This window comes from Bradyrhizobium sp. AUGA SZCCT0105 (assembly GCF_018129565.1).
Lineage (GTDB): Bacteria > Pseudomonadota > Alphaproteobacteria > Rhizobiales > Xanthobacteraceae > Bradyrhizobium.
Window position 1 is genome coordinate 496208 of the sequence record NZ_JAFCMK010000006.1, and the last position, 18982, is coordinate 515189.

An 18982-nucleotide genomic window follows, 5' to 3' on the forward strand; every position below is an offset into this window, starting at 1 on the left:
GGAAAGCGGAACAGCACGGTTGTTTGCGCTGCGGTTTCATCGTATGCGAAACCCATGGTGGATAGCCTCCAACCCCGGCGCTTCGGAGCAGGGCAACAGTCTGTAAAACCTGCGCATTCGAGCCGCAGGCTGTTCATGGCGTTCGAGTTCGCGACGGCCAGCCAATGGCGTTCGATCCTGTTCCTGACGCTGACCTGCCTGGTGCTGCTCCTGCCGGGCTTCTTCACCATCCCGCCGATCGACCGTGACGAGGTTCGCTTTGCCCAGGCGACCAAGCAGATGGTCGAGAGCGGCGATTTCGTCGATATCCGCTTCCAGGACGACGTCCGCTACAAGAAGCCGGTCGGCATCTACTGGATGCAGGCGGCGGCGCTGAAGACGATCTCCGCGCTCGGGGTGCCGCGTGCCCAGGTCCGGATCTGGGTCTACCGCCTGCCGTCTCTGATCGGCGCCATCGGCGCCGTTTTGCTGACCTATTGGACGGCGCTTGCCTTCGTGACGCGACAAGGGGCGGTGTTGGCTGCCTTGATGATGGCAAGCTGCGTGCTGCTTGGCGTTGAAGCACGGCTCGCCAAGACCGACGCCATGCTGCTGCTGACGGTCACCGCGGCGATGGGCGCGATGGCGCGGGTGTATCTGTCCTGGCAACGCGGCGAGGACCCGGCGCATCCATCATGGGCGCCGCCTGCGATCTTCTGGACGGCGCTGGCGGTCGGCATCCTGCTCAAGGGCCCGCTGATCCTGATGTTCGTCGGCCTTGCCATGGCCGGGCTTGCGATCCTCGATCGATCAGCGGCCTGGTTCTGGCGCATGCGCCCGGTCTGGGGTCTGATGTGGACCCTGGTGCTGGTGCTGCCGTGGTTCGTGCTGATCTTCCTGCGCGCCGGCGAAACCTTCTTTGCCGACTCCGTCGGCGGCGACATGCTGAGCAAGCTCGGCGCACAAGAATCCCATGGCGCGCCGCCCGGGCTCTATCTACTGCTGTTCTGGATCACGTTCTGGCCCGGCGCGCCGCTCGCAGGCCTTGCGGCGCCGGCGGTCTGGCGCGCGCGGCGCGAGCCGGGTGCGCAGTTCCTGCTGGCCTGGTTGATCCCGTCCTGGATCGTGTTCGAGGCGGTGCTGACCAAGCTGCCGCATTACGTGCTGCCGCTCTATCCGGCGATCGCAATCCTGACCGTCGGCGCGCTGGAGCGGCGTGTGCTGTCGCGCTCCCCTTGGCTGTTGCGCGGCGCTGCCTGGTGGTTCGCTATCCCCGCGTTCGGCGCTGTGCTGGTGATCGTCGGCGCCATCAAGGCGATCCATCAGCCGGTGTTTCCGGCCTGGCCGTTGTTCGCGGTGGCGATGGTGTTCGGCCTGATCGCCTGGTGGATGTTCGAGGATAGCCGCGCCGAGCGCTCGCTGCTCAATGCGGTGATCGCCGCGGCGCTGATGGCGGGCGGCACCTATGGCGTGGTGCTGCCGCGGCTCACCACCGTGTTTCCGAGCCAGGAGGTCGCACGCGCGCTGCGCAACGTGACCTGCGTCGGCCCGAGGGCGGCTGCTGCCGGCTTCCACGAGCCGAGCCTCGTGTTCATGACCGATACGTCGACGCTGCTCACCGACGGATCGGGCGCCGCGGATTTCCTTGGGCAGGGCTCCTGCCGCTTCGCGCTGGTCGAACAGCGCTCCGAGCGCGCCTTCGTGCAGCGCGCCGAGGCGATCGGCCTGCGCTACAACGCGCCGGTGCGGATCGACGGCTACAACATCTCGCAGGGCAAGGCCGTTTCGATCGCGATCTTCCGTTCCGAAGGGACGGAGTGACATGGCGGCGCCGCCAGCCACCGCGGAGTCCGCCAACTATTTCGGACGATTGCTGGCGCTGGTCTGGCTATCCTTTGCCCAGCTCGTGCGTGCCCCGTCGCATTCGCGCCGGTCCGAGGCGGCGCGACGCTCCGCGCGCCATGGACTCCTGCTCGTCGTCGTCACTGGTGCCGTGATCATCACTCTGATGTATGCGGTCGATGTCGCCGAGATCAGCCTGATGCCGCCACGCGGCACGCCGGGTCTCTGGTGGGTGAAGACGCTCACCGATTTCGGCAAGGACGAGTATGTGCTGTGCGCGCTTGGCTTGCTGCTGACTGCGGTCGCCTTGGCTGCGCCTGCGCTGCGCGGTGTGCCGCGCGCGACTTTGCTCGGGCTAGGAACGAGGCTGCAATACCTGTTCCTGTCGGTCGTGTTGTCGGTGGCGGTCGGTGAGCTGATCAAGTGGATCGTCGGCCGCGGGCGGCCGTTTGTCGGGGGCAAGGCCAACGCGTTCAACTTCCAGCATTTCGCCGGCACCGAGGCCTATTCGAGCTTTCCGTCGGGACATTCGATCACGGCATTTGCGCTGGCCTTCGCCGTGTCGGCTGTGTGGCCACGTGCACGGGGCGTGATGCTGGTCTATGCGCTGATCATCATCGCGACACGGCTTGTGCTGCTTGCCCATCATCCGAGCGACGTGGTGGCCGGCGCGCTGGTCGGCGTGATCGGCGCAATGGCCGTGCGCTACTGGTTCGCCGCCCGCCGCCTTGGTTTCGCCATTGATCGCGATGGCACCGTGTTGGCGCTGTCAGGACCGTCGGAAGAGCGCCTTAAAAGGGTTGCGAGGAACGCCTTCGCCCCATAAAAGCGGTCGCCCGATGGCCGGATCGGGCGGTTCCATCCGCTGCCAACACCAACCACGAGTGCCGATTTGCCTGCTTCCGACCAGACGCCGGTCGCCGTTTCCATCGTCGTGCCTGTGCGCAACGAGGCGGACAATATCGCGCCGCTGATCGCCGAGATCGCGGCGGCGCTCGACGGACGCTGGGCCTATGAGATCGTCTACGTCAATGACGGCTCGACCGACGCCACCGGCGAACGGCTGAGCGCGATCATGGCGCAGCGGTCCAATCTCCGACAGCTCCGCCACACCGTCTCGTCGGGCCAGTCAGCCGCCGTGCGCAGCGGCGTGCGCGCCGCGCGCGGGGCGATCGTGGCAACGCTTGACGGGGACGGCCAGAACGATCCGGCCTTCCTGCCCAACCTGATCGCGGCGATCGAGAGCGGCAATGGCCGGGTTGGCCTCGCTGCGGGCCAGCGTGTCGGACGCAAGGACACCGGCTTCAAGAAGCTGCAATCGCGGATCGCCAACGCCGTGCGCGGCATCATCCTGCGCGACGGCACCCGCGACACCGGATGCGGCCTGAAGGCGTTTCCGCGCGAGGTGTTTCTGGCGATGCCCTATTTCGACGGGCTGCATCGTTTCCTTCCGGCGCTGGTCCGCCGCGAGGGGCTGGCGATCGCCTACGTCGATGTCGTCGACCGCCCGCGCCATTCCGGCGTGTCGAATTATGGCTTCTTCGACCGGCTCTGGATCGGGATCATGGATCTCGGTGGCGTGTGGTGGCTGATCCGCCGCAAGAAGCCGACGCCGGTCGTCACTGAAGTGACAGGCACTGAAGTGCCTGATGTGACCGAGGTGAAGTGATGCTGATTCAGTTCGGCCAGGCGCTCAGCGCCTATTTCTACGAAGTGTTCATCGCCAAGTTCGACTTCTGGCTGGCGTTCGGCCTGATCGCGCAATTGTTCTTCACCGCGCGCTTCCTGGTGCAGTGGATTTCCAGCGAGCGCGCCGGCCAGAGCGTGGTGCCGATGGCGTTCTGGTTCTTCTCGATGGGCGGTGGTTTGATGACGCTGATCTACGGGTTCGCCAAACGCGAGCCTGTCATCATCATCGGGCAGGGCCTCGCGACGCTGATCTACATCCGTAACATCATGTTGATCGTGAAGAACCGCGCCAAGGCGTCGAAGACGCTCGATAGCTGATCGTCGTGGTCGTCAGTGCGACGAGCGGTATGCGGGGCCTCCTCGACAAACTCGATGAAGTCCAGCACCGGGCTCCGCTCGACATTGTGATCGAAACAAAACGACGGTCAAACAATCGCCCCAAGGCGTATGGCATCTACGCTTCGTCGTGGGCGTGGCTGCATCCCGAGACCATGCGCCAAGGGATGAGGGGCGTTGATGACCGGCCGTGGCGAACCGACCAGAGCGCGTGGTTATCCATCGAGCGTCCGTGATGTCCCGATGCTTGACGAGCCGCCGCTGACCGGCGAGCGCGGCCTGCCGGACAGGCGTGCAGTCAGTATCCGCTGGATGGCCGGGACGATTCTGATCGGGACCGCGGCCGTCGCGCTCCTTGGTGGCGCGCTGCGCGGTGCATTCGGCTATCGCACGCGATTCGCAGCATCGCCGGTCGTTTCACTTCCGCGCTTCACCGGGCAAGTGGTTGACGAGGCGCGGCGCGGCGATCGTCTGGATCGGCGACCAAGCTCGCAAGGCAGTCCGTCGGCGCTCAAGATCGAGCAGCTGAGCGATGCCGGCTCGGTCCGTCGATTTACCCGCGTGTCAGCGCGGCTCGCGGAGATCGATCCCGAACCACAACAGGACCATCGTCGCGAAGCACCGGCAGACGGCAAGGACGAGCAGCGAGCGAGCCCGCAGCTGCTGTCGGAGTTACCAGCCATCATGCGGGCGGGTCCATCACGCCGCGGGCTGCCGGGCCGCACCAGTTCCTATGCCGATAGTGAAGATGTGCCGCAGCTGCATTCTCCGATCGGGGAGGCTGTCAACGTAACCAATCTTCCGAAGTCGCCTTCCTCGTCGCGTCACCATCGACATGTCGTTATCGCAAGGAGCGGTGACACGCTGTCCGCCATTCTGCGGGCGTTGGCCGCGGCTGCGGAGGACGCACCGTCGATCCTTGCCGCCTTCCCGTCGCCTGGCGGTCGAGAGACGCTGTCTGGTGGCGAAAAGATCACGATCATCGAACAAGGCGGAGACCCCGGGTCGCCGCGCGGCCATGTCGCGAAAGTGTCGATCGAACGGCCAGACTCAGGAGTGTCCGCTGTCGGTCGCACCGATAGCGGCCAGTACCTGGCGATCGTGCCGGAACAGCCGGATGTCGTCGTGTCGAACGGGAAATTGTTGCGTCAGTCGATCGACACCCGCTCCGTCCCCGGCGAGACGCTACGTGACGGACTTAACGAGCTTGCACGCTCCAATCACGTCGACGAGGGGATCGTTGCAGAACTGATGCGGCTTTGCGGCCGCGATTTCGATCTCGACGAGCCTCTCGGCGACGCCGACGTCGCCGACATCATCTATGCTCCCAACGAAATTGGTCAGCCCGAGCTGGTCTTCATCGACTTGACGGCCGGCGGGCAGGCGCGCCGCTACTATCGCTTCACGGCCCCGGATGACGGCAGCTCCGACTTTTACGATGAGGATGGTCAGTCCATCACCAAATTCCTGTTGCGCAAGCCGGTGGTCAGCGGGCGCCTTGGCGACGGCTTTGGCTGGCGCATCCATCCGATCCTCGGCGACCGCCGCTTTCATGAGGGCGTCGATTTTGCAGCACCCTATGGTTCACCGATTGCGGCCGCGGGCGCCGGCGTCGTCGAGACCGAAGGCTACGAGCACGGCTACGGGAAATATATCCGCGTGCGGCACGATCGCGGCTATGAGACCACCTACGCCCACGTTGCGAGCTTCCCGCCCGGGCTGAAGATCGGAGACCGCGTTCGTCAGGGTGAGACGATTGCCTATGTCGGATCGACAGGGCTCTCGACCGGACCGCATCTCTATTACGAGGTGCGGATCAACGGCCATAACGTCGATCCGCTGCGGATGAAATTGTCAGGCGGCCGGCTGCTGCAAGGCGATCTGCTAGGGGCCTTCGATCGCCAGCGGGACAACATCGACCAGCTCGCGGCGGCCTCCGCGTCTCCGCAGCGGCCGCCGGGCTCCGAACACCGGCCGCCTACGTAGCCTTTGAAGGCACGTCGGATCAAGGGCGCCCGGGCGCCGGCAGTTCGGCCGCCTCGACCGCATTCTCGCGATCGGCGGCAGTCTCGCCGGTGGCGTCCAGCACGGGATAGGCGACCGAGCAGATGTGCGAATGGATGCGGCGAAGGTCGCGCAACACGTCGAGATGCAGCGAGGTGGTCTCGATGGTCTCGGGCCGGCCTTCGCGCAGGCGCTCGAGATGGCGCTCGACGGCGGCGAGTTCCGCCGCGCGCAGCGCCGCCTTCTCGGTGAGCAGCTTGCGCGCCTCGGCGGCGTCGCCCGACATGAAGACGCCGAACGCGAGCCGCAACGAGTCGATCGTGCGCTTGTGGAACGCCGACAATTCCTCGGCGCCTTCGGCCGAGAATTGCAGGCGATGCTTGATCTTCTTGGTCGCGAGCTCGCTCAGATTCTTGTCGATGATGTCGCCGATATGCTCGAGATTGATTGCGAACGCGACGATCTCCATGGCGCGCTGACCCTCGCGCTCGTCCAGGCTGCCCCGAGTGAGCTTCGTGACGTAAAGCTTGATCGCCTCGTTCAGCCGGTCGACGGTGTTGTCCATCTTCGACACCTGGTCGACCATTGCGCGATCGTTGGTCAGCATCGCCGTCATCACCTTGCGCAACATGGCCTCGGTGTGGTCGCCCATATGCAGCACCTCGCGCGCGGCATCGGCCAGCGCGAGCGAGGGCGTCTCCAGCGCGCTCTCGTCGAGATAGCGCGGCCGTGACGGATCGGTCTCCTGCGCCCGCTTGGGCAACAGCCGCTCGAGCAGACGCGCCGAGTGGTCGAGCACGCCGATGAACAGCAGCGCGGTCGCAACGTTGAAAGCAATGTGGAACAGCGCGGTCGCCTTGGCGAGATCCGGCTGCCAGGCGTAGATATGCTCGGTGATCGGACGCAGGAACGGCGCCACCAGAAGGATACCGATGACGCGGTTGACGAGGTTGCCGACCGGCAGCCGGTAGCTCGCCGGATTGTCGCGCCGCGCCCCCTCCATCAACGGATTGATGGCGCTGCCGAGGTTGGCGCCGAGCACGAGCGCGAACGCGGCATAGGGCGAGATGAACTGTGAATAGGCCAGCGACATCACCAGCAGCACGCTGGCGACGCTGGAATGGACCAGCCAAGTCACGACTGCGCCGATCAGGATGCAGAGTACGGGATCGCCGGTGATCGCGTTCAGGAACACGCGCACACCCGGGGCATTCTCGGCCGGCGCCATCGTATCGAGCAGGATATGCAGCGCGAGCAGCATCAGACCGAGGCCGATCGAGACGCGGCCGAGATCCTTGATCCGGGAGCGTGGCCCGCTGCGGAATGCGACCAGGCCGACGATGAACAGCACCGGCGCCACGGCAGCGACGTTGAACGACAGCACCTGCACGATCAGCGTGGTGCCGATATTGGCGCCGAGCATGATCGCAAGCGCCGGCACCAGGCTGACGATCTCCTCGGCGGCGAAGGAACTGGTGATCAGGGCGGTCGCGGTCGAGCTCTGGAGCAGGGCAGTCAGGCCAAGGCCGGCGCCAAGGGCGGTGAAGCGGTTGTTCAGCGCCCGGGCCAGCAACAGCCGCAAATCGGGCCCGAAAGCCCGCAGAATCCCGCTGTGGACCATATGCAGGCCCCACAGCAAGAGCGCGACGCCCCCCATCAGATCAAGCAGAACAAGACTTCCCATACTTCCTGGATATCCCGGCAAATTCGAGTCGAAGGGGTCACGCTATCGTCAAATGACCTGGGATCAACCCCTTTTTGTTCCCGTTGGACCCGGCTTGTCGGAAAGGCCTGTAACGACCGCGGCCGCCAATTGAGGCACTGAGGTCACTGGAGCCGGCCTCATGGTTCAACGGTGAGGCCCGGTAAACGAATCTCGAACATGACCGCTCAATTGCGATTGGTTCCGCTAGGCAGTTTCCAATCTTTCCCCGTTATGACGGTGGGAACGAGTAGCTGTCCAGCCGAGAAGCTATCCAGAAAAGGGCTTGGGGATCAGGATGTTTGTCAATCGCCGCAAGAGCGAACGCCGTGAGTGCCGGAGCGTCGCCAAAATTCAGTTGGGCACAGGGTCGCTGCCGCGCGACTGCATGATCACCGATATCTCGGCCGGCGGCGTCAAGGTGATCGCTGAATATCTGGAGATTCCGCCGGAATTCACCATCATCCTGTCGAGCGGCAGTCCGCGTCAGTGCCGCCTGGCCTGGCGGATCGGGCACGAATTCGGCGCCCAATTTGTCGACTGATCCAGCCGGCAGGCTGGCGGTTCGCGCCGCGTCCGGCACCGCTTCTGGGCCGGATGACGGCGAGATGATGGCATCCTTAACCGGAACTTAGGGTTAAGCTGTGAGCATCCCGGAACCTTCGCTGTTCCGAGTCTCCTTGATGTCTGACAAACTATCCCGACCTTCAGGCCGTCTGCACCGTCTCGCCGGCTCGGTATCGGCTGCGATCCTGCTGATCGGGCTGTCCGCCTGTCAGACCTCCGGTCCGTCCGACATCACTGGGTCATTGGGCGATACGGCGGAGTCCACGCCGGCCCCAGCCGACCCGCGGCGCGACATCGCGACCTATCACGAGCGCGTCCGCGCCAACCCCAAGGACACTGACTCCGCGCTGAAATACGCCCGGGCGCTGCGCGCCACCGGCCAGCGGGCGCAGGCGGTCGCGGTCATGGAGCAGGCGGTGCTGGCGCAGCCCAGCAACAAGGCGCTGCTCGCAGGCTACGGACGGGCGCTCGCCGACAACGGCAATTTCCAGCAGGCATTCGACGTACTCGGGCGCGCCCACACCCCGGAGGACCCGGACTGGCGCATCCTGTCGGCGCAGGGCGCCGTGCTCGATCAGCTCGAGCGCCACGACGAGGCCCGCCAATATTACGCGAGCGCCCTGAAAATCGTGCCCGACGATCCGTCGGTGCTCTCCAACCTCGGCCTGTCCTATCTGCTGTCGAAAGATCTGCCGAAGGCTGAGGAAACGCTGCGCCGGGCTCGGGATCGCGCGCCCGACGACATGCGGGTGCGCACCAATCTCGCCGTCGTGGTCGGCCTGCAGGGCCGCCAGGCCGAGGCAGAGACCATCATGAAGGCCGATCTGCCGCCCGATCAGGGATCAGCCAATGTCACCGCGCTGAAGCGGCTGTTGACGCGCAGGGACGCGAGCCGAAGCGATGCGGACAAGATCCCGGTCGCGGCCAGCCGCCGCGACTAGAGCGCTCTCACGCGAACGTCTGGAAGACTAGCCGGCGGCGCGGCGTCCGTCGCTTCGACGCGACTGCAGCTTCCTGAGGATCGGCGACAGGAACGACTCGCGCGTCTCGGCGAGATCGGGGCGGCCGGTCAGGCGTTGCGCGATCTGCAGGAAGGTCTTGGTGGTGCGGTGACGCGCGGAGACTTCCGCGATCATCTGACCGTTGTTGGCGGCCTCACCGAACAACCTGCAATCGAACGGGATGGTCGCGATCGGCTGGCTCTCGATCGTCTTGGCGAAGTCCTTGACCTCGATCTCGGGGCGCTTCGACATGCCGACCTGGTTCAGGCAGTAGAGCGGCGGGCGGTCGTTCGGACGCGCGGTCCGCAACAGGTTCATCATGTTCTTGGTGTTGCGCATGTTGGCGAGGTCGGGCTCGGCGACGATCAGGATATCGTCGGCGCCTACCAGCACGCGTTTGGTCCAGGCGGTCCATTGATGGGGAACGTCGAGCACGATGCAGGACGTGGTCATGCGCATCGTATCGAAGATGGCATCGAATGCTTCGGCGCCGAAATCGTAGACCTGGTCGAGCGTGGCCGGTGCCGCCAGCAGGCTCAGGTGATCGCCGCATTTTGCCAGCAGGCGCTCCATGAAGGCACTGTCCGGGCGCTCGGGCGCGAACACGGCGTTGGCGATACCCTGTGTCGGATCCTGGTTGTAGTCGAGGCCGGCGGTGCCGAAGGCGAGGTCGAGATCGACCACGACCGAATCCAGCCCGAGGTCGCGCGCGATGGTCCAGGCGACATTGTGAGCGATGGTCGAGGCGCCGACGCCGCCTTTGGCGCCCGCGACCGCGATCAGGCGGCCCACAGAGACTGCTTCCGAGGACGAGAACAGGCCGCAGATCGAGCGCACGACGTCGAGCACCTTAACCGGCCCGATGACGTAGTCGTTGACGCCGCGCCGGACCAATTCGCGATACGGTGCAGTCTCGCCGGGCATGCCGAGCACGACGACGCGGGTGCCGGGATCGCAGACCGTGGCGAGTTCGTCGAGACCGGCGAGCAAATCGATGTCCGGCTCGGTCTCCAGCATGATGACGTTGGGCGTCGGCGCCTTGTGATAGGCGTCGATGGCGGCGGCGATGCCGCCCATATGGACGGAGAGGTGGGCCTTGGCGAGCCGACGGTCTTCGGCGGCGGCGCGCGCCGTCGTGGCGGTCGCGACGCTGGCGCAGAAGGCCTGCACGGAAATCCGTGGCGCCGGCGCGATGTGGTCGTTGACGTGCTGCGGCTCGTCTTGTTGTTCGGTCATTTCCCGGCGTCGCTCAGCTTGGCTCTATCGGCTTCAGGGTAGGTGGTCGCGGTGGACTCACCCTTGCTGTATTTCTGGAACGCGACCGACCGGCGCGGCGTGTAGGATGCGGTTTCGGTCCGCGGCTGCACGAGGTCGGACGGATTGGCGACCATCGCAGCCAAATTGTGCTGCGTGGCGCAGCCGAAATTGTCCCACTGCTTGTTCTCGTTGTAGCTGGGATTGTAGATCGAGGGACCCAGGTCGCTCGGCCACAAGCCGCAGGGGCCGGCGACCGCGGCCATCTTCGAATAGCTGAGGCGAATGGTCGGCAGCGCGCGCGGATCGTCGACGCGATAGGAACGCCTGACGATGGCGTGGGCGGGCACGCCCATCGACGCGAGCACGCCGCGGATCTCCTGATATACCGCTTGCGCAGAGCGCGCATTCGAGGTGTCGGCCGGCACGTCGATCGCGATCGCGCCGGTGCCGTCGCGGCGCCAGGTGCGGGCCATCCCCATGACGTCGTCGCGTTGCGTTTCGGTGAGATTGCCGCGGGCGCGGCCCACGAACACGACGATCGACTGCTCGCCCTCGGTGACGGCGATCGGATGCCGTTGCCGATAGTCGTCGGGCACTGTGCCGGTCGCAATATTGTCGCCGGTCAGATTGCAGCCGCCGAGCGCGATCGCGGTGGCGACGAGGGCGCCGGACAGCGACAGCGTCCTCGCATGGCCGGCTCGTGTGTTGCGTGTCATCATGGCATCCCCCAACCCTTCAGCGCCTCAGTCGATGATGAAGCCGAAATTGACCGGCGTGGCGCCGATCGGCTCGGCACGGGCGGCAACGCCGTAGATGCGATTGACGCGCGCCAGCAGCGCCGACTGCGCGTCGGAGGCCGGGGCGAACCCGTCATCGGGACGGGACAATTCCTTCTGCGCAACCGCGCGCACCACGTAGGGCGTCACGATGACCATGAGCTCGGTCTCGTTGTTGACGAAGTCCTGGCTCCTGAACAGTTGTCCGAGGACCGGGATCTGATCGACACCGGGCATTCCGTTGATGGCCTGCTTGGTCTGCTCCTGGATCAATCCGGCCATCGCGATCGAGCCGCCGGAGGGCACTTCCAGCGTGGTGTCGGCGCGGCGGGTCTTGATCGAGGGAATGGTCGTGCCGCCCTGGCCGCCGGTCAACGCGTTGTCCATCGAGACTTCGGAAACCTCGGTCATCACCTTCAGGCTGATGCGCCCCTCGGACAGCACCACCGGGGTGAAGTTGAGCGAGATGCCGAACTTCTTGAAGCTGACGGTCTGGACGCAATTCCCGATCGTGCCTGTCGCCGAGGTCTGACAGGTGACGCCGGTCGGAATGGGAAACTCGCCGCCTGACACGAAGGTCGCGGACTCGCCGGAGATCGCCGTGAGGTTGGGCTCGGCCAGCGTCTTCACCACGCCCGCGCTTTCCATCGCGCGCAGCGTCGCGGTGACGGTCGGCACGCCGAGCTTGTTCAGGGCCGCGCCGGTCAGCACGTTGTTGGCGAGCGGTCCGTTGTTGGCGGTGAAGGCGTTGGCGTTGTTGAAGACGACCGCAGCGGTACCGTAGTTCATGTTGGCACTGAGATCGACGCCGAGCTGCTTGACGACGTCGCGGCGCACTTCGGCGACGGTGACCTTCAGCATCACCTGGTCGCGGCCGCGCACCACGATGGAGTTGACGACCTTGTCGGCGCCGCCGACCAGCTTGGCTGCGATGTCGCCGGCCTGCTGCGCCTCGACCGGGCTTGCCACGGTACCGGTCAGCACCACGCTCTCACCGACGCCCTCGATCTGGACGCCCGGCAGCATCTGCTTCAGCGCGGCACGCATGCCGTTGAGGTCGCGCTTGATTGCGATATCGTAGGACGCGACCTGGTTGCCGTCGGCGTCGAAGAACACCACGTTGGTCTGGCCGACCGCGGCGCCGATGATATAGGCGCGCTGCGCCGAGCGGATCACGGCGTTGGCGATCTTGGGATCGGCGACCAGGACGTCCTTGGCTTCGCGGGGCAGGTCGACCACCACCGACTTGCCGACGCCGAGCGAGACGAAGCGTGTCTTGGCGGCGATGCTGCTCGTCACCGCGACGTCCGCGTTCTTGTCGGGATCGGTCGCGCTGGCGAGGGCAGGGATCAGCATCAGGGCGGTGACCGCCGAGACTGACAGCGAGCGGACCAGCGTGGTCCGCCTCGCCAGTTGTTTTGCTGCAATTGTCATATCGAAGCCCCCATCACTTCTGTGTCGTCTGAGAGCTCGGGATGCCGAAACGCACCACCCGAATGCTCTCGCCCCGCTTCGGGGCCTGATCTCTGGTCTCGTCGGTCTTCTCGTTGACGTCGGCGATGCTGCGCAGCGCCAGCGCCAGCGTGCCGCTCTGCCGTGCCCGCGCGAGCGTCTCGGCCTGTTCGGGCTTGAGCTCGAGCGTCACGGTCTTGCCGATCAGGGAGTTGTTGCCGTCCTTCTCTTTCGGCGCCTGGTCGATCGCCAGCACGCGGACGTTGGACAGCAGGATTTCGGTGGTGATGATGTCGCGGCTGCCCTGTTGCTGGTCGGGATTCTTGTCGCGTCGCGACAGGATCACGTCGACGCGGTCGTTCGGCAGGATGAAGCCGCCGGCGCCGGTCTCGGGCGAGATTTCCGTGGAGATCGCGCGCATGCCGGAGGGCAGGATCGCGGCCATGAAGCCGCTGCCATTGGCTTTGACCAGTTTCTGCTCGCGGATCGGCTCGCCGACGATAAAGGGAGCGCGTGCGATCGAGCCGATGACGTCGTTCATGGCGTCGGCATTGGTGTCGTGACGGATGAACGCGCTGCTCGCGGTTTCGGCCGGCCAGCGCTGCCATTGCACGTCTTCGGGCTTGACCGACTGACCGAGCCCGATGTCGGCCTTCGCCACCAGCACCTCGACGGTCGGCAGCTGTACCACTGGCGGCGCGACCGGCGCCGGTTTGCGATCGCCAACGCTCGCGAGATACATGGCCGCGAGGCCTGCGACGCCGGCGATGCCGAGGACCACGATGCGTGCCGTCTTCATGCGATTGTCTGAATGCCCTTAACGCAGGGCAGTCACGTCCTTGCGGCACTGACAGCCCTTCCCGGGAGCATCAGTACGGCCGCAAAAGTATAAGGGAACTTGATGGAAGGTCCGGACAATTAAGGGATTGGCGGGGATGGTGAACGGCGAGTTATCGGCGCCGTCGCATCTCCGCAGAATCCCGGAGATCGTGCGCGCGCAACGCGTGCGACGTTAGTCGCAACGCGGCGACTTGGCCGGTCGGTCGTGGTTAATGTCGTCTAACGCAGCCGGCGTGGAAAGTCAGAGCGCGGCCTTCAACGCGACAAAACCGCGGTCGAGATCGGTCTTGAGGTCGTCGAGATTCTCGAGCCCGATATGCAACCGCAGCGTCGGCCCACCCGGCGACCATTTGGTCGCGCTGCGATAGTCGCTGCAGTCGAACGGGATGGCGAGGCTTTCGAAGCCGCCCCAGGAAAAGCCCATGCCGAACAGCGTGAGTGCGTTGAGCATCGCATCGACCGCACTCTGCGGCACCGGCTTCAAGACGATGCTGAACAGGCCGGAGGCGCCGGTGAAGTCGCGCTTCCAGATCGCATGCCCCGGATCGGTCTCCAGGGCTGGGTGCAGCACACGAGCGACCTCGGGCCGCGCGCCAAGCCAGCGCGCGATCTCGAGCCCGGAGCGGTGGTGCTGCGCCAGCCGCACCGACAGCGTCCGGACCCCGCGCAGCGCGAGATAGACGTCGTCGGGGCCGGCGCAGACGCCGAGCAGGCGGATCGCCTCCTGCACCAGCGGCCAGGCCTTCGCATTGGCCGAGATGGTGCCGAACATGATGTCGGAGTGGCCGCCGATATACTTCGTGCCGGCTTGCATGCTGATGTCGACGCCCTGTTCGAGCGAGCGGTGATAGAGCGCCGTCGCCCAGGTGTTGTCGTCGATCATGAGCGCGCCGCGGGCATGCGCCACGGCCGAGATCGCGCGGACGTCGGGCATCTCGAAGGATTGCGAACCGGGGGCTTCAATCAGCACCGCACGGGTATTCGGCTTGAACAGCGTCTCGATGCCGGCACCGATCAGCGGATCGAAATAGCTGGTCTCGATGCCGTAGCGCTTCAGCATGTTGTCGCAGAAATTGCGGGTCGGCCGATAGGCGTTGTCGCACACCAGCAGGTGATCGCCGGCCTTCAGCACGGCGAGCAGCGTGGTGCTGATCGCGGCCAGTCCCGACGGGGCGATGCCGACGCCGGCGCATTGCGGGCCTTCCAGCGCCATCAGCACGTCCTGCAGCGCCCGCGTGGTCGGGCTGCCGTGGCGGCCATAGGTAAATTCGGCGCGATGGGCGTGGAGGTCCTCGGCGGTCGGATAGAGCACGGTCGAGCCGTGAAACACCGGCGGATTGACGAAGCCCTTCTGGGCCTTGGTGTCGCGGCCGGCCGTGACCAGGCGGGTCGCGGCGTCGTGCGGGCGGGAGGGCGTGGAGCCGTCGGAGGAGGTCATGGTTTGCTGCCGTTGGATTTTAGACTTTTTGCCGCAGCCGTACCGCGTCGGGAAGACAGGGCTACGCCGGGAGGTGTTACTAACAAGAGGTAGAAGACGTGCGTCAACCCCTTGACCCGGCTCGTCAGTCGCTATGTGATGCGCCGCAACTACCAGTCGCCGCACGTTGAGGGGCCTGCCGCGACCTACGATCCGTTGCCTGGCCGGTTTGCACGTCAAACTGACTGTCAGATCAGCATCTTTTGCTGCAAGGGATCATTGGGATGGCCCGTGAACGCGAGGCGATCACAAAGCAAAACGTCCAACGGACGACCCTGAAAGGCCTACCCATGAAACGCGTATCCCTGGCTGTCCTCCTTGCTGCTGCCGCTGCCTTGTCGGTCCAGTCCGCCTCGGCGCAAACCCTCAAGACGGTCAAGGACCGGGGCCAGCTGTCCTGCGGCGTCAGCCAGGGCCTGCCTGGCTTTTCATCACCGGACGACAAGGGGAACTGGACCGGGATCGACGTCGACGTGTGCCGGGCCATTGCCGCCGTGGTGCTCGACGACCCGACCAAGGTCAAGTTCGTGCCGCTGTCGGCCAAGGATCGCTTCACCGCGCTGCAATCCGGCGAGATCGACGTGCTGTCGCGCAACACCACCTGGACGGTGTCGCGCGATACCTCGCTCGGCGCCAACTTCACCGGCGTGACCTATTATGACGGGCAGGGCTTCATGGTGAAGAAGTCGCTCAAGGTCAATTCGGCGCTGGAATTGAACAGCGCGTCGGTCTGCGTTCAGACCGGCACCACGACGGAGCAGAACCTCGCCGACTTCTTCAAGGGCAACAACATGAAGTACGAGGTGATCGCATTCGGCAGCATCGACGAAGCCGTCAAAGCCTATGAATCCGGTCGCTGCGACGTCTTCACTGACGACGCCTCCGGGCTCTATGCCAGCCGTCTGAAGCTCGCGAACCCCGCCGATCACATCGTGCTTCCCGAAATCATCTCCAAGGAGCCGCTGGGGCCGATGGTGCGCCACGGCGACGACCAGTGGTTCGACATCGTGAAGTGGACGCTGTTTGCGATGATCAATGCCGAGGAGCTCGGCATCACCCAGAAGAATGTCGACACGATGCTCAAATCGGACAAGCCGGAGATGAAGCGGGTGCTCGGCACCGACGGCAATCTGGGTGAGCAGCTCGGCCTGACCAAGGACTGGGTGGTGCGCATCGTCAAGGCAGTCGGCAATTACGGCGAGACCTTCGAGCGCAATGTCGGCGCCGGCTCGCCGCTCGGCATCGCCCGTGGCGTCAACAATCTCTGGAACAAGGGCGGGATCCAGTACGCGCCGCCGATCCGCTGATCGGTCCGGCCAACGGCTGCCGCGATGAGCATCGCGCCCCGCAAACCACCGCTGCAATTTGCCCTCAGGCTGAAGCGTGCGCTTGGCGGCAAGACCGGCTGGAACGGATTGGCCGCCCAGATTGCCTTCGCTGCGATCCTGGCCTGGATCGCCTATGAGATCGTGGCGAATGCGCGGACGAACCTGGAGACCCAGCACATTGCGTCGGGCTTCGGCTTCCTCAACTACAATGCGGGCTTTGACGTCAATCAGTGCCTGATCGCCTACAACAACTCCGACACCTATTGGCGGGTGTTCTTCGTCGGCTTGTTGAACACGATCCTGGTCTCGGTGATCGGCATTGTCTTCGCCACCGTGATCGGCTTCGTCGTAGCGCTGTGCCGGTTGTCGCCGAACTGGCTGCTGTCGCGGATCGGCGGCATCTATGTCGAGATCGTCAGGAACTTGCCGGTCTTGTTCCAGATCCTGTTCTGGTACCTCGCTGTGCTCGCGGCGCTGCCTGCGCCGCGGCAGAGCATCTCGATCTTCAGTACATTCTTTCTCAACAATCGCGGCTTGATCGTGCCGCAGCCGGTCAGCGAGCCGGGGCTAAATCCGTTCCTCGCCGCGCTCGCGGTCGGCATCGTCGTGGCGCTGGGCTTGCGGCACCATGCGCGGCGTGCCCTGTTCCAGCGCGGGCAGATGATCCGGATCTGGCCCTATGTGCTTGGTTGCCTGGTCGGACTGCCGCTGGTCTCGATGCTGATCTTCGGTTGGCCGTTGAAGTTCGAGCTGCCGCAGCTGAAAGGCTTCAACTTCGCCGGCGGCGCGCGGGTCATCCCCGAATTCGTTGCGCTGACGGTCGCGTTGTCGACCTACACGGCGGCCTTCATTGCCGAGATCGTCCGCGCCGGCGTCATGTCGGTCCACAAGGGACAGATGGAGGCGGGCTCCTCGCTCGGCCTCAGCCGCGCCAGGACGCTGCGGCTGATCGTGGTGCCGCAGGCGATGCGGGTCATCGTGCCGCCGCTGACCAGCCAGTACCTCAATCTCACCAAGAATTCGTCGCTGGCGGTGGCGATCGGCTATCCGGACCTTGTCTCGGTGTTCGCCGGCACCGCAGTGAGCCAGACCGGGCAGGCGATCGAGATCATCGCCATGACGATGGGCGTCTACCTGCTGCTCTCGCTCGCGACGAGCGCGCTGATGAGCATCTATGGCTGGCGCATCAACCGGAGCATGGCGGCATGACGGATCTGTCCGCCCCGTCCTTTGTCCGGCAGGATCTGGTCGCAGAGCGTGCGGCACCGGCCAGGACCACCGGCTTCATCGGCTTCGTACGAACGCGGCTGCTGAATTCGCCGGGCAACATCCTGCTCACGATCCTCGGGCTATTGCTGGCCTGGTACATCGTTGTCCCGACGATCAAGTTCCTGCTGGTCGACGCGGTCTGGGCCGGCAAGGATCGCACCGCTTGCCTCGCCGAAAAGGCGGGGCACGAGGTCGGCGCCTGCTGGCCCTATATTGAGGCCAAGCTGACGCAGCTGATCTATGGCTTCTATCCGGAAGCCCAGCGCTGGCGGGTCAATCTGACCTATGGGCTCGGCGCCGCGTTGTTGCTGCCGCTGCTGATGCCGCGCCTGCCGGCCAAGGGCATCAACTCCGGCCTGTTTTTCTTCGCGTTTCCGGTGGTGGCGTTCTTCCTGCTGCATGGCGGCGGCATCGCGGGCTTCGGCGTGAGCTGGACCGCCGGCGTGTTGCAGCTGTTCGAGCAGAGCGTTGGCGGCGCCGGCGATCTGCTGGTCAATCTCAGCAAGAGTTCGGCGATCGCCCCGCTGCCATGGGTACTGGGCAAGGTGCTCGTCCTGGTCGGCTTTCTGATCCATTGGCTGATCTTTCCGCTGACTTGGCTGCGCGACCAGTTGCAGCTCTCGTCGCTGCCGGTCTGGGGCGATTTCCTGGTCACCGCCGTGATCGTCTCCGCCATGCTGTTTGTGCTCGGAGGCGGCATGCGGACCGGGCGCAGAGCGCTGATCGGCAGCCTGCTGACCTTTGCCGGCATAGCCGTTGGCATCAAGCTGATGGGGCTCGATCGCGGCGGCTTTCCCATCATCGACACGCGACTGTGGGGCGGGCTCCTGGTGACGCTGGTGATCGCGATCACCGGCATCGTTGCCTCGATGCCGATCGGGATTGCGCTTGCGCTCGGCCGCCGCTCGAGCATCCCGCTGATCCGGATCTTCTCGATCGCCTTCATCGAATTCTGGCGCGGCGTGCCGTTGATCACGGTGCTGTTCTTCGCGACCTACATGCTGCCGCTGTTCGTGCCGGGCAATTTCGCCGTCGACGGCCTGTTGCGTGCCCTGATCGGCGTGGCGATCTTTACCGGCGCCTATATGGCCGAGGTGATCAGGGGCGGGTTGGCTGCGGTGGCGCGCGGGCAGGCGGAGGCCGCATCGGCGCTCGGCCTGTCCTGGTGGAAGACGACGTCGCTGATCGTGCTGCCGCAGGCGCTGCGCTACGTCATTCCCGGCATCGTCAACAGCTTCATCTCGCTGTTCAAGGATACCTCGCTGGTGTCGATCGTGGCGCTGTTCGATCTATTGGGTTCCCTGCGGGCATCGTTCTCCGACCCGAACTGGTCGACGCCGACGACGGCCTTTACCGGCTTCGCCTTTGCGGGAATGATCTATTTCGTGTTCTGCTTTGGAATGTCGCGCTACTCGCTGTTCGTCGAAAACAGGCTCAACGCTCACCGCCGCCATTGAACAAGG

16 protein-coding genes are annotated in these 18982 nt (G+C 65.1%); 10 read left to right on the forward strand and 6 right to left on the reverse strand.

Annotation, left to right across the window (positions count from 1 at the left end; all coding sequences use genetic code 11):
- Window positions 1-54 precede the first annotated feature (54 nt).
- The 5 genes from JQ573_RS28505 to JQ573_RS28525 all read left to right on the forward strand — a co-directional run bounded on the left by JQ573_RS28505 (window position 55) and on the right by JQ573_RS28525 (window position 5832).
- Window positions 55-1800: a glycosyltransferase family 39 protein gene (locus JQ573_RS28505; protein WP_212314573.1), complete on the forward strand. Its 1746-nt coding sequence runs from the start codon at window positions 55-57 to the stop codon at window positions 1798-1800.
- A 1-nt stretch (window position 1801) separates the two neighbouring features.
- Window positions 1802-2647 carry a phosphatase PAP2 family protein gene (locus JQ573_RS28510; protein WP_212314571.1) on the forward strand — a complete coding sequence of 282 codons (846 nt, stop codon included), beginning with the start codon at window positions 1802-1804 and terminating at the stop codon, window positions 2645-2647.
- A 66-nt stretch (window positions 2648-2713) separates the two neighbouring features.
- The gene (locus tag JQ573_RS28515) at window positions 2714-3490 is read left to right on the forward strand and encodes a glycosyltransferase family 2 protein (protein ID WP_376711618.1); all 777 of its coding nucleotides are present in this window, start codon (window positions 2714-2716) and stop codon (window positions 3488-3490) included.
- A complete protein-coding gene (locus JQ573_RS28520) occupies window positions 3490-3828 on the forward strand; it encodes a lipid-A-disaccharide synthase N-terminal domain-containing protein (protein ID WP_212314562.1) in 339 nt (112 codons plus the stop codon). Before JQ573_RS28515 ends, JQ573_RS28520 begins: the two co-directional genes overlap by 1 nt.
- 261 nt (window positions 3829-4089) lie before the next feature.
- A complete protein-coding gene (locus JQ573_RS28525) occupies window positions 4090-5832 on the forward strand; it encodes a M23 family metallopeptidase (RefSeq protein ID WP_212314560.1) in 1743 nt (580 codons plus the stop codon).
- Window positions 5833-5851: 19 nt separating this feature from the next.
- On the opposite strand, the gene JQ573_RS28530 is transcribed toward JQ573_RS28525, so the two are convergent.
- The gene (locus JQ573_RS28530) at window positions 5852-7534 is read right to left on the reverse strand and encodes a Na/Pi cotransporter family protein (protein ID WP_212314558.1); all 1683 of its coding nucleotides are present in this window, start codon (window positions 7532-7534) and stop codon (window positions 5852-5854) included.
- A 316-nt stretch (window positions 7535-7850) separates the two neighbouring features.
- Between JQ573_RS28530 and JQ573_RS28535 the strand changes: the two genes are divergently transcribed.
- Entirely contained in the window at window positions 7851-8096 is a 246-nt protein-coding gene (locus JQ573_RS28535; RefSeq protein WP_021079298.1) for a PilZ domain-containing protein, read from the forward strand.
- 139 nt (window positions 8097-8235) lie between these two features.
- On the forward strand, window positions 8236-9060 hold the full coding sequence (locus tag JQ573_RS28540; protein WP_212314556.1) for a tetratricopeptide repeat protein: 825 nt from the start codon (window positions 8236-8238) through the stop codon (window positions 9058-9060).
- Window positions 9061-9087: 27 nt separating this feature from the next.
- On the opposite strand, the gene JQ573_RS28545 is transcribed toward JQ573_RS28540, so the two are convergent.
- The 5 genes from JQ573_RS28545 to metC form a co-directional block, all read right to left on the reverse strand.
- Window positions 9088-10356, reverse strand: coding sequence for an AAA family ATPase (locus JQ573_RS28545; protein ID WP_212314554.1), 1269 nt, complete (start codon window positions 10354-10356; stop codon window positions 9088-9090).
- Entirely contained in the window at window positions 10353-11093 is a 741-nt protein-coding gene (locus JQ573_RS28550) for a CpaD family pilus assembly protein (protein WP_212314552.1), read from the reverse strand. Before JQ573_RS28550 ends, JQ573_RS28545 begins: the two co-directional genes overlap by 4 nt.
- Window positions 11094-11120: 27 nt before the next feature.
- Window positions 11121-12509: a type II and III secretion system protein family protein gene (locus JQ573_RS28555; RefSeq protein WP_249132477.1), complete on the reverse strand. Its 1389-nt coding sequence runs from the start codon at window positions 12507-12509 to the stop codon at window positions 11121-11123.
- Window positions 12510-12600: 91 nt separating this feature from the next.
- Entirely contained in the window at window positions 12601-13404 is an 804-nt protein-coding gene (gene cpaB, locus JQ573_RS28560) for a Flp pilus assembly protein CpaB (RefSeq protein WP_212314547.1), read from the reverse strand.
- Between the two features lie 282 nt (window positions 13405-13686).
- Complete coding sequence (gene metC, locus JQ573_RS28565; RefSeq protein ID WP_212314546.1) at window positions 13687-14883, reverse strand: cystathionine beta-lyase; 1197 nt, start codon at window positions 14881-14883, stop codon at window positions 13687-13689.
- 329 nt (window positions 14884-15212) lie between these two features.
- Between metC and JQ573_RS28570 the strand changes: the two genes are divergently transcribed.
- From JQ573_RS28570 to JQ573_RS28580, 3 genes are read left to right on the forward strand one after another with little or no spacing between them, the layout of a single operon-like run.
- Entirely contained in the window at window positions 15213-16229 is a 1017-nt protein-coding gene (locus JQ573_RS28570; RefSeq protein ID WP_173642910.1) for an amino acid ABC transporter substrate-binding protein, read from the forward strand.
- A 24-nt stretch (window positions 16230-16253) separates the two neighbouring features.
- Window positions 16254-17459, forward strand: a complete 1206-nt coding sequence (locus JQ573_RS28575) for an amino acid ABC transporter permease (protein WP_212408762.1) — start codon at window positions 16254-16256, stop codon at window positions 17457-17459.
- Window positions 17456-18976 (forward strand): amino acid ABC transporter permease, encoded by a 1521-nt coding sequence (locus tag JQ573_RS28580; RefSeq protein WP_212314544.1) that lies wholly within the window; start codon window positions 17456-17458, stop codon window positions 18974-18976. The genes JQ573_RS28575 and JQ573_RS28580 overlap by 4 nt, the downstream gene beginning before the upstream one ends.
- The last annotated feature ends 6 nt before the right edge of the window (window positions 18977-18982 follow it).

Bases quoted from the DNA above. Each gene is read 5' to 3' on its own strand.
- JQ573_RS28570 (WP_173642910.1), top strand. From the start codon at position 15,213: ATGAAACGCGTATCCCTGGCTGTCCTCCTTGCTGCTGCCGCTGCCTTG.
- JQ573_RS28575 (WP_212408762.1), top strand. From the start codon at position 16,254: ATGAGCATCGCGCCCCGCAAACCACCGCTGCAATTTGCCCTCAGGCTG.
- JQ573_RS28550 (WP_212314552.1), bottom strand. From the start codon at position 11,093: ATGACACGCAACACACGAGCCGGCCATGCGAGGACGCTGTCGCTGTCC.
- metC (WP_212314546.1), bottom strand. From the start codon at position 14,883: ATGACCTCCTCCGACGGCTCCACGCCCTCCCGCCCGCACGACGCCGCG.
- JQ573_RS28580 (WP_212314544.1), top strand. From the start codon at position 17,456: ATGACGGATCTGTCCGCCCCGTCCTTTGTCCGGCAGGATCTGGTCGCA.
- JQ573_RS28530 (WP_212314558.1), bottom strand. From the start codon at position 7,534: ATGGGAAGTCTTGTTCTGCTTGATCTGATGGGGGGCGTCGCGCTCTTG.
- JQ573_RS28510 (WP_212314571.1), top strand. From the start codon at position 1,802: ATGGCGGCGCCGCCAGCCACCGCGGAGTCCGCCAACTATTTCGGACGA.
- JQ573_RS28555 (WP_249132477.1), bottom strand. From the start codon at position 12,509: ATGCTGATCCCTGCCCTCGCCAGCGCGACCGATCCCGACAAGAACGCG.
- JQ573_RS28520 (WP_212314562.1), top strand. From the start codon at position 3,490: ATGCTGATTCAGTTCGGCCAGGCGCTCAGCGCCTATTTCTACGAAGTG.
- JQ573_RS28540 (WP_212314556.1), top strand. From the start codon at position 8,236: ATGTCTGACAAACTATCCCGACCTTCAGGCCGTCTGCACCGTCTCGCC.
- JQ573_RS28525 (WP_212314560.1), top strand. From the start codon at position 4,090: ATGCTTGACGAGCCGCCGCTGACCGGCGAGCGCGGCCTGCCGGACAGG.
- JQ573_RS28545 (WP_212314554.1), bottom strand. From the start codon at position 10,356: ATGACCGAACAACAAGACGAGCCGCAGCACGTCAACGACCACATCGCG.
- JQ573_RS28505 (WP_212314573.1), top strand. From the start codon at position 55: ATGGTGGATAGCCTCCAACCCCGGCGCTTCGGAGCAGGGCAACAGTCT.
- cpaB (WP_212314547.1), bottom strand. From the start codon at position 13,404: ATGAAGACGGCACGCATCGTGGTCCTCGGCATCGCCGGCGTCGCAGGC.
- JQ573_RS28535 (WP_021079298.1), top strand. From the start codon at position 7,851: ATGTTTGTCAATCGCCGCAAGAGCGAACGCCGTGAGTGCCGGAGCGTC.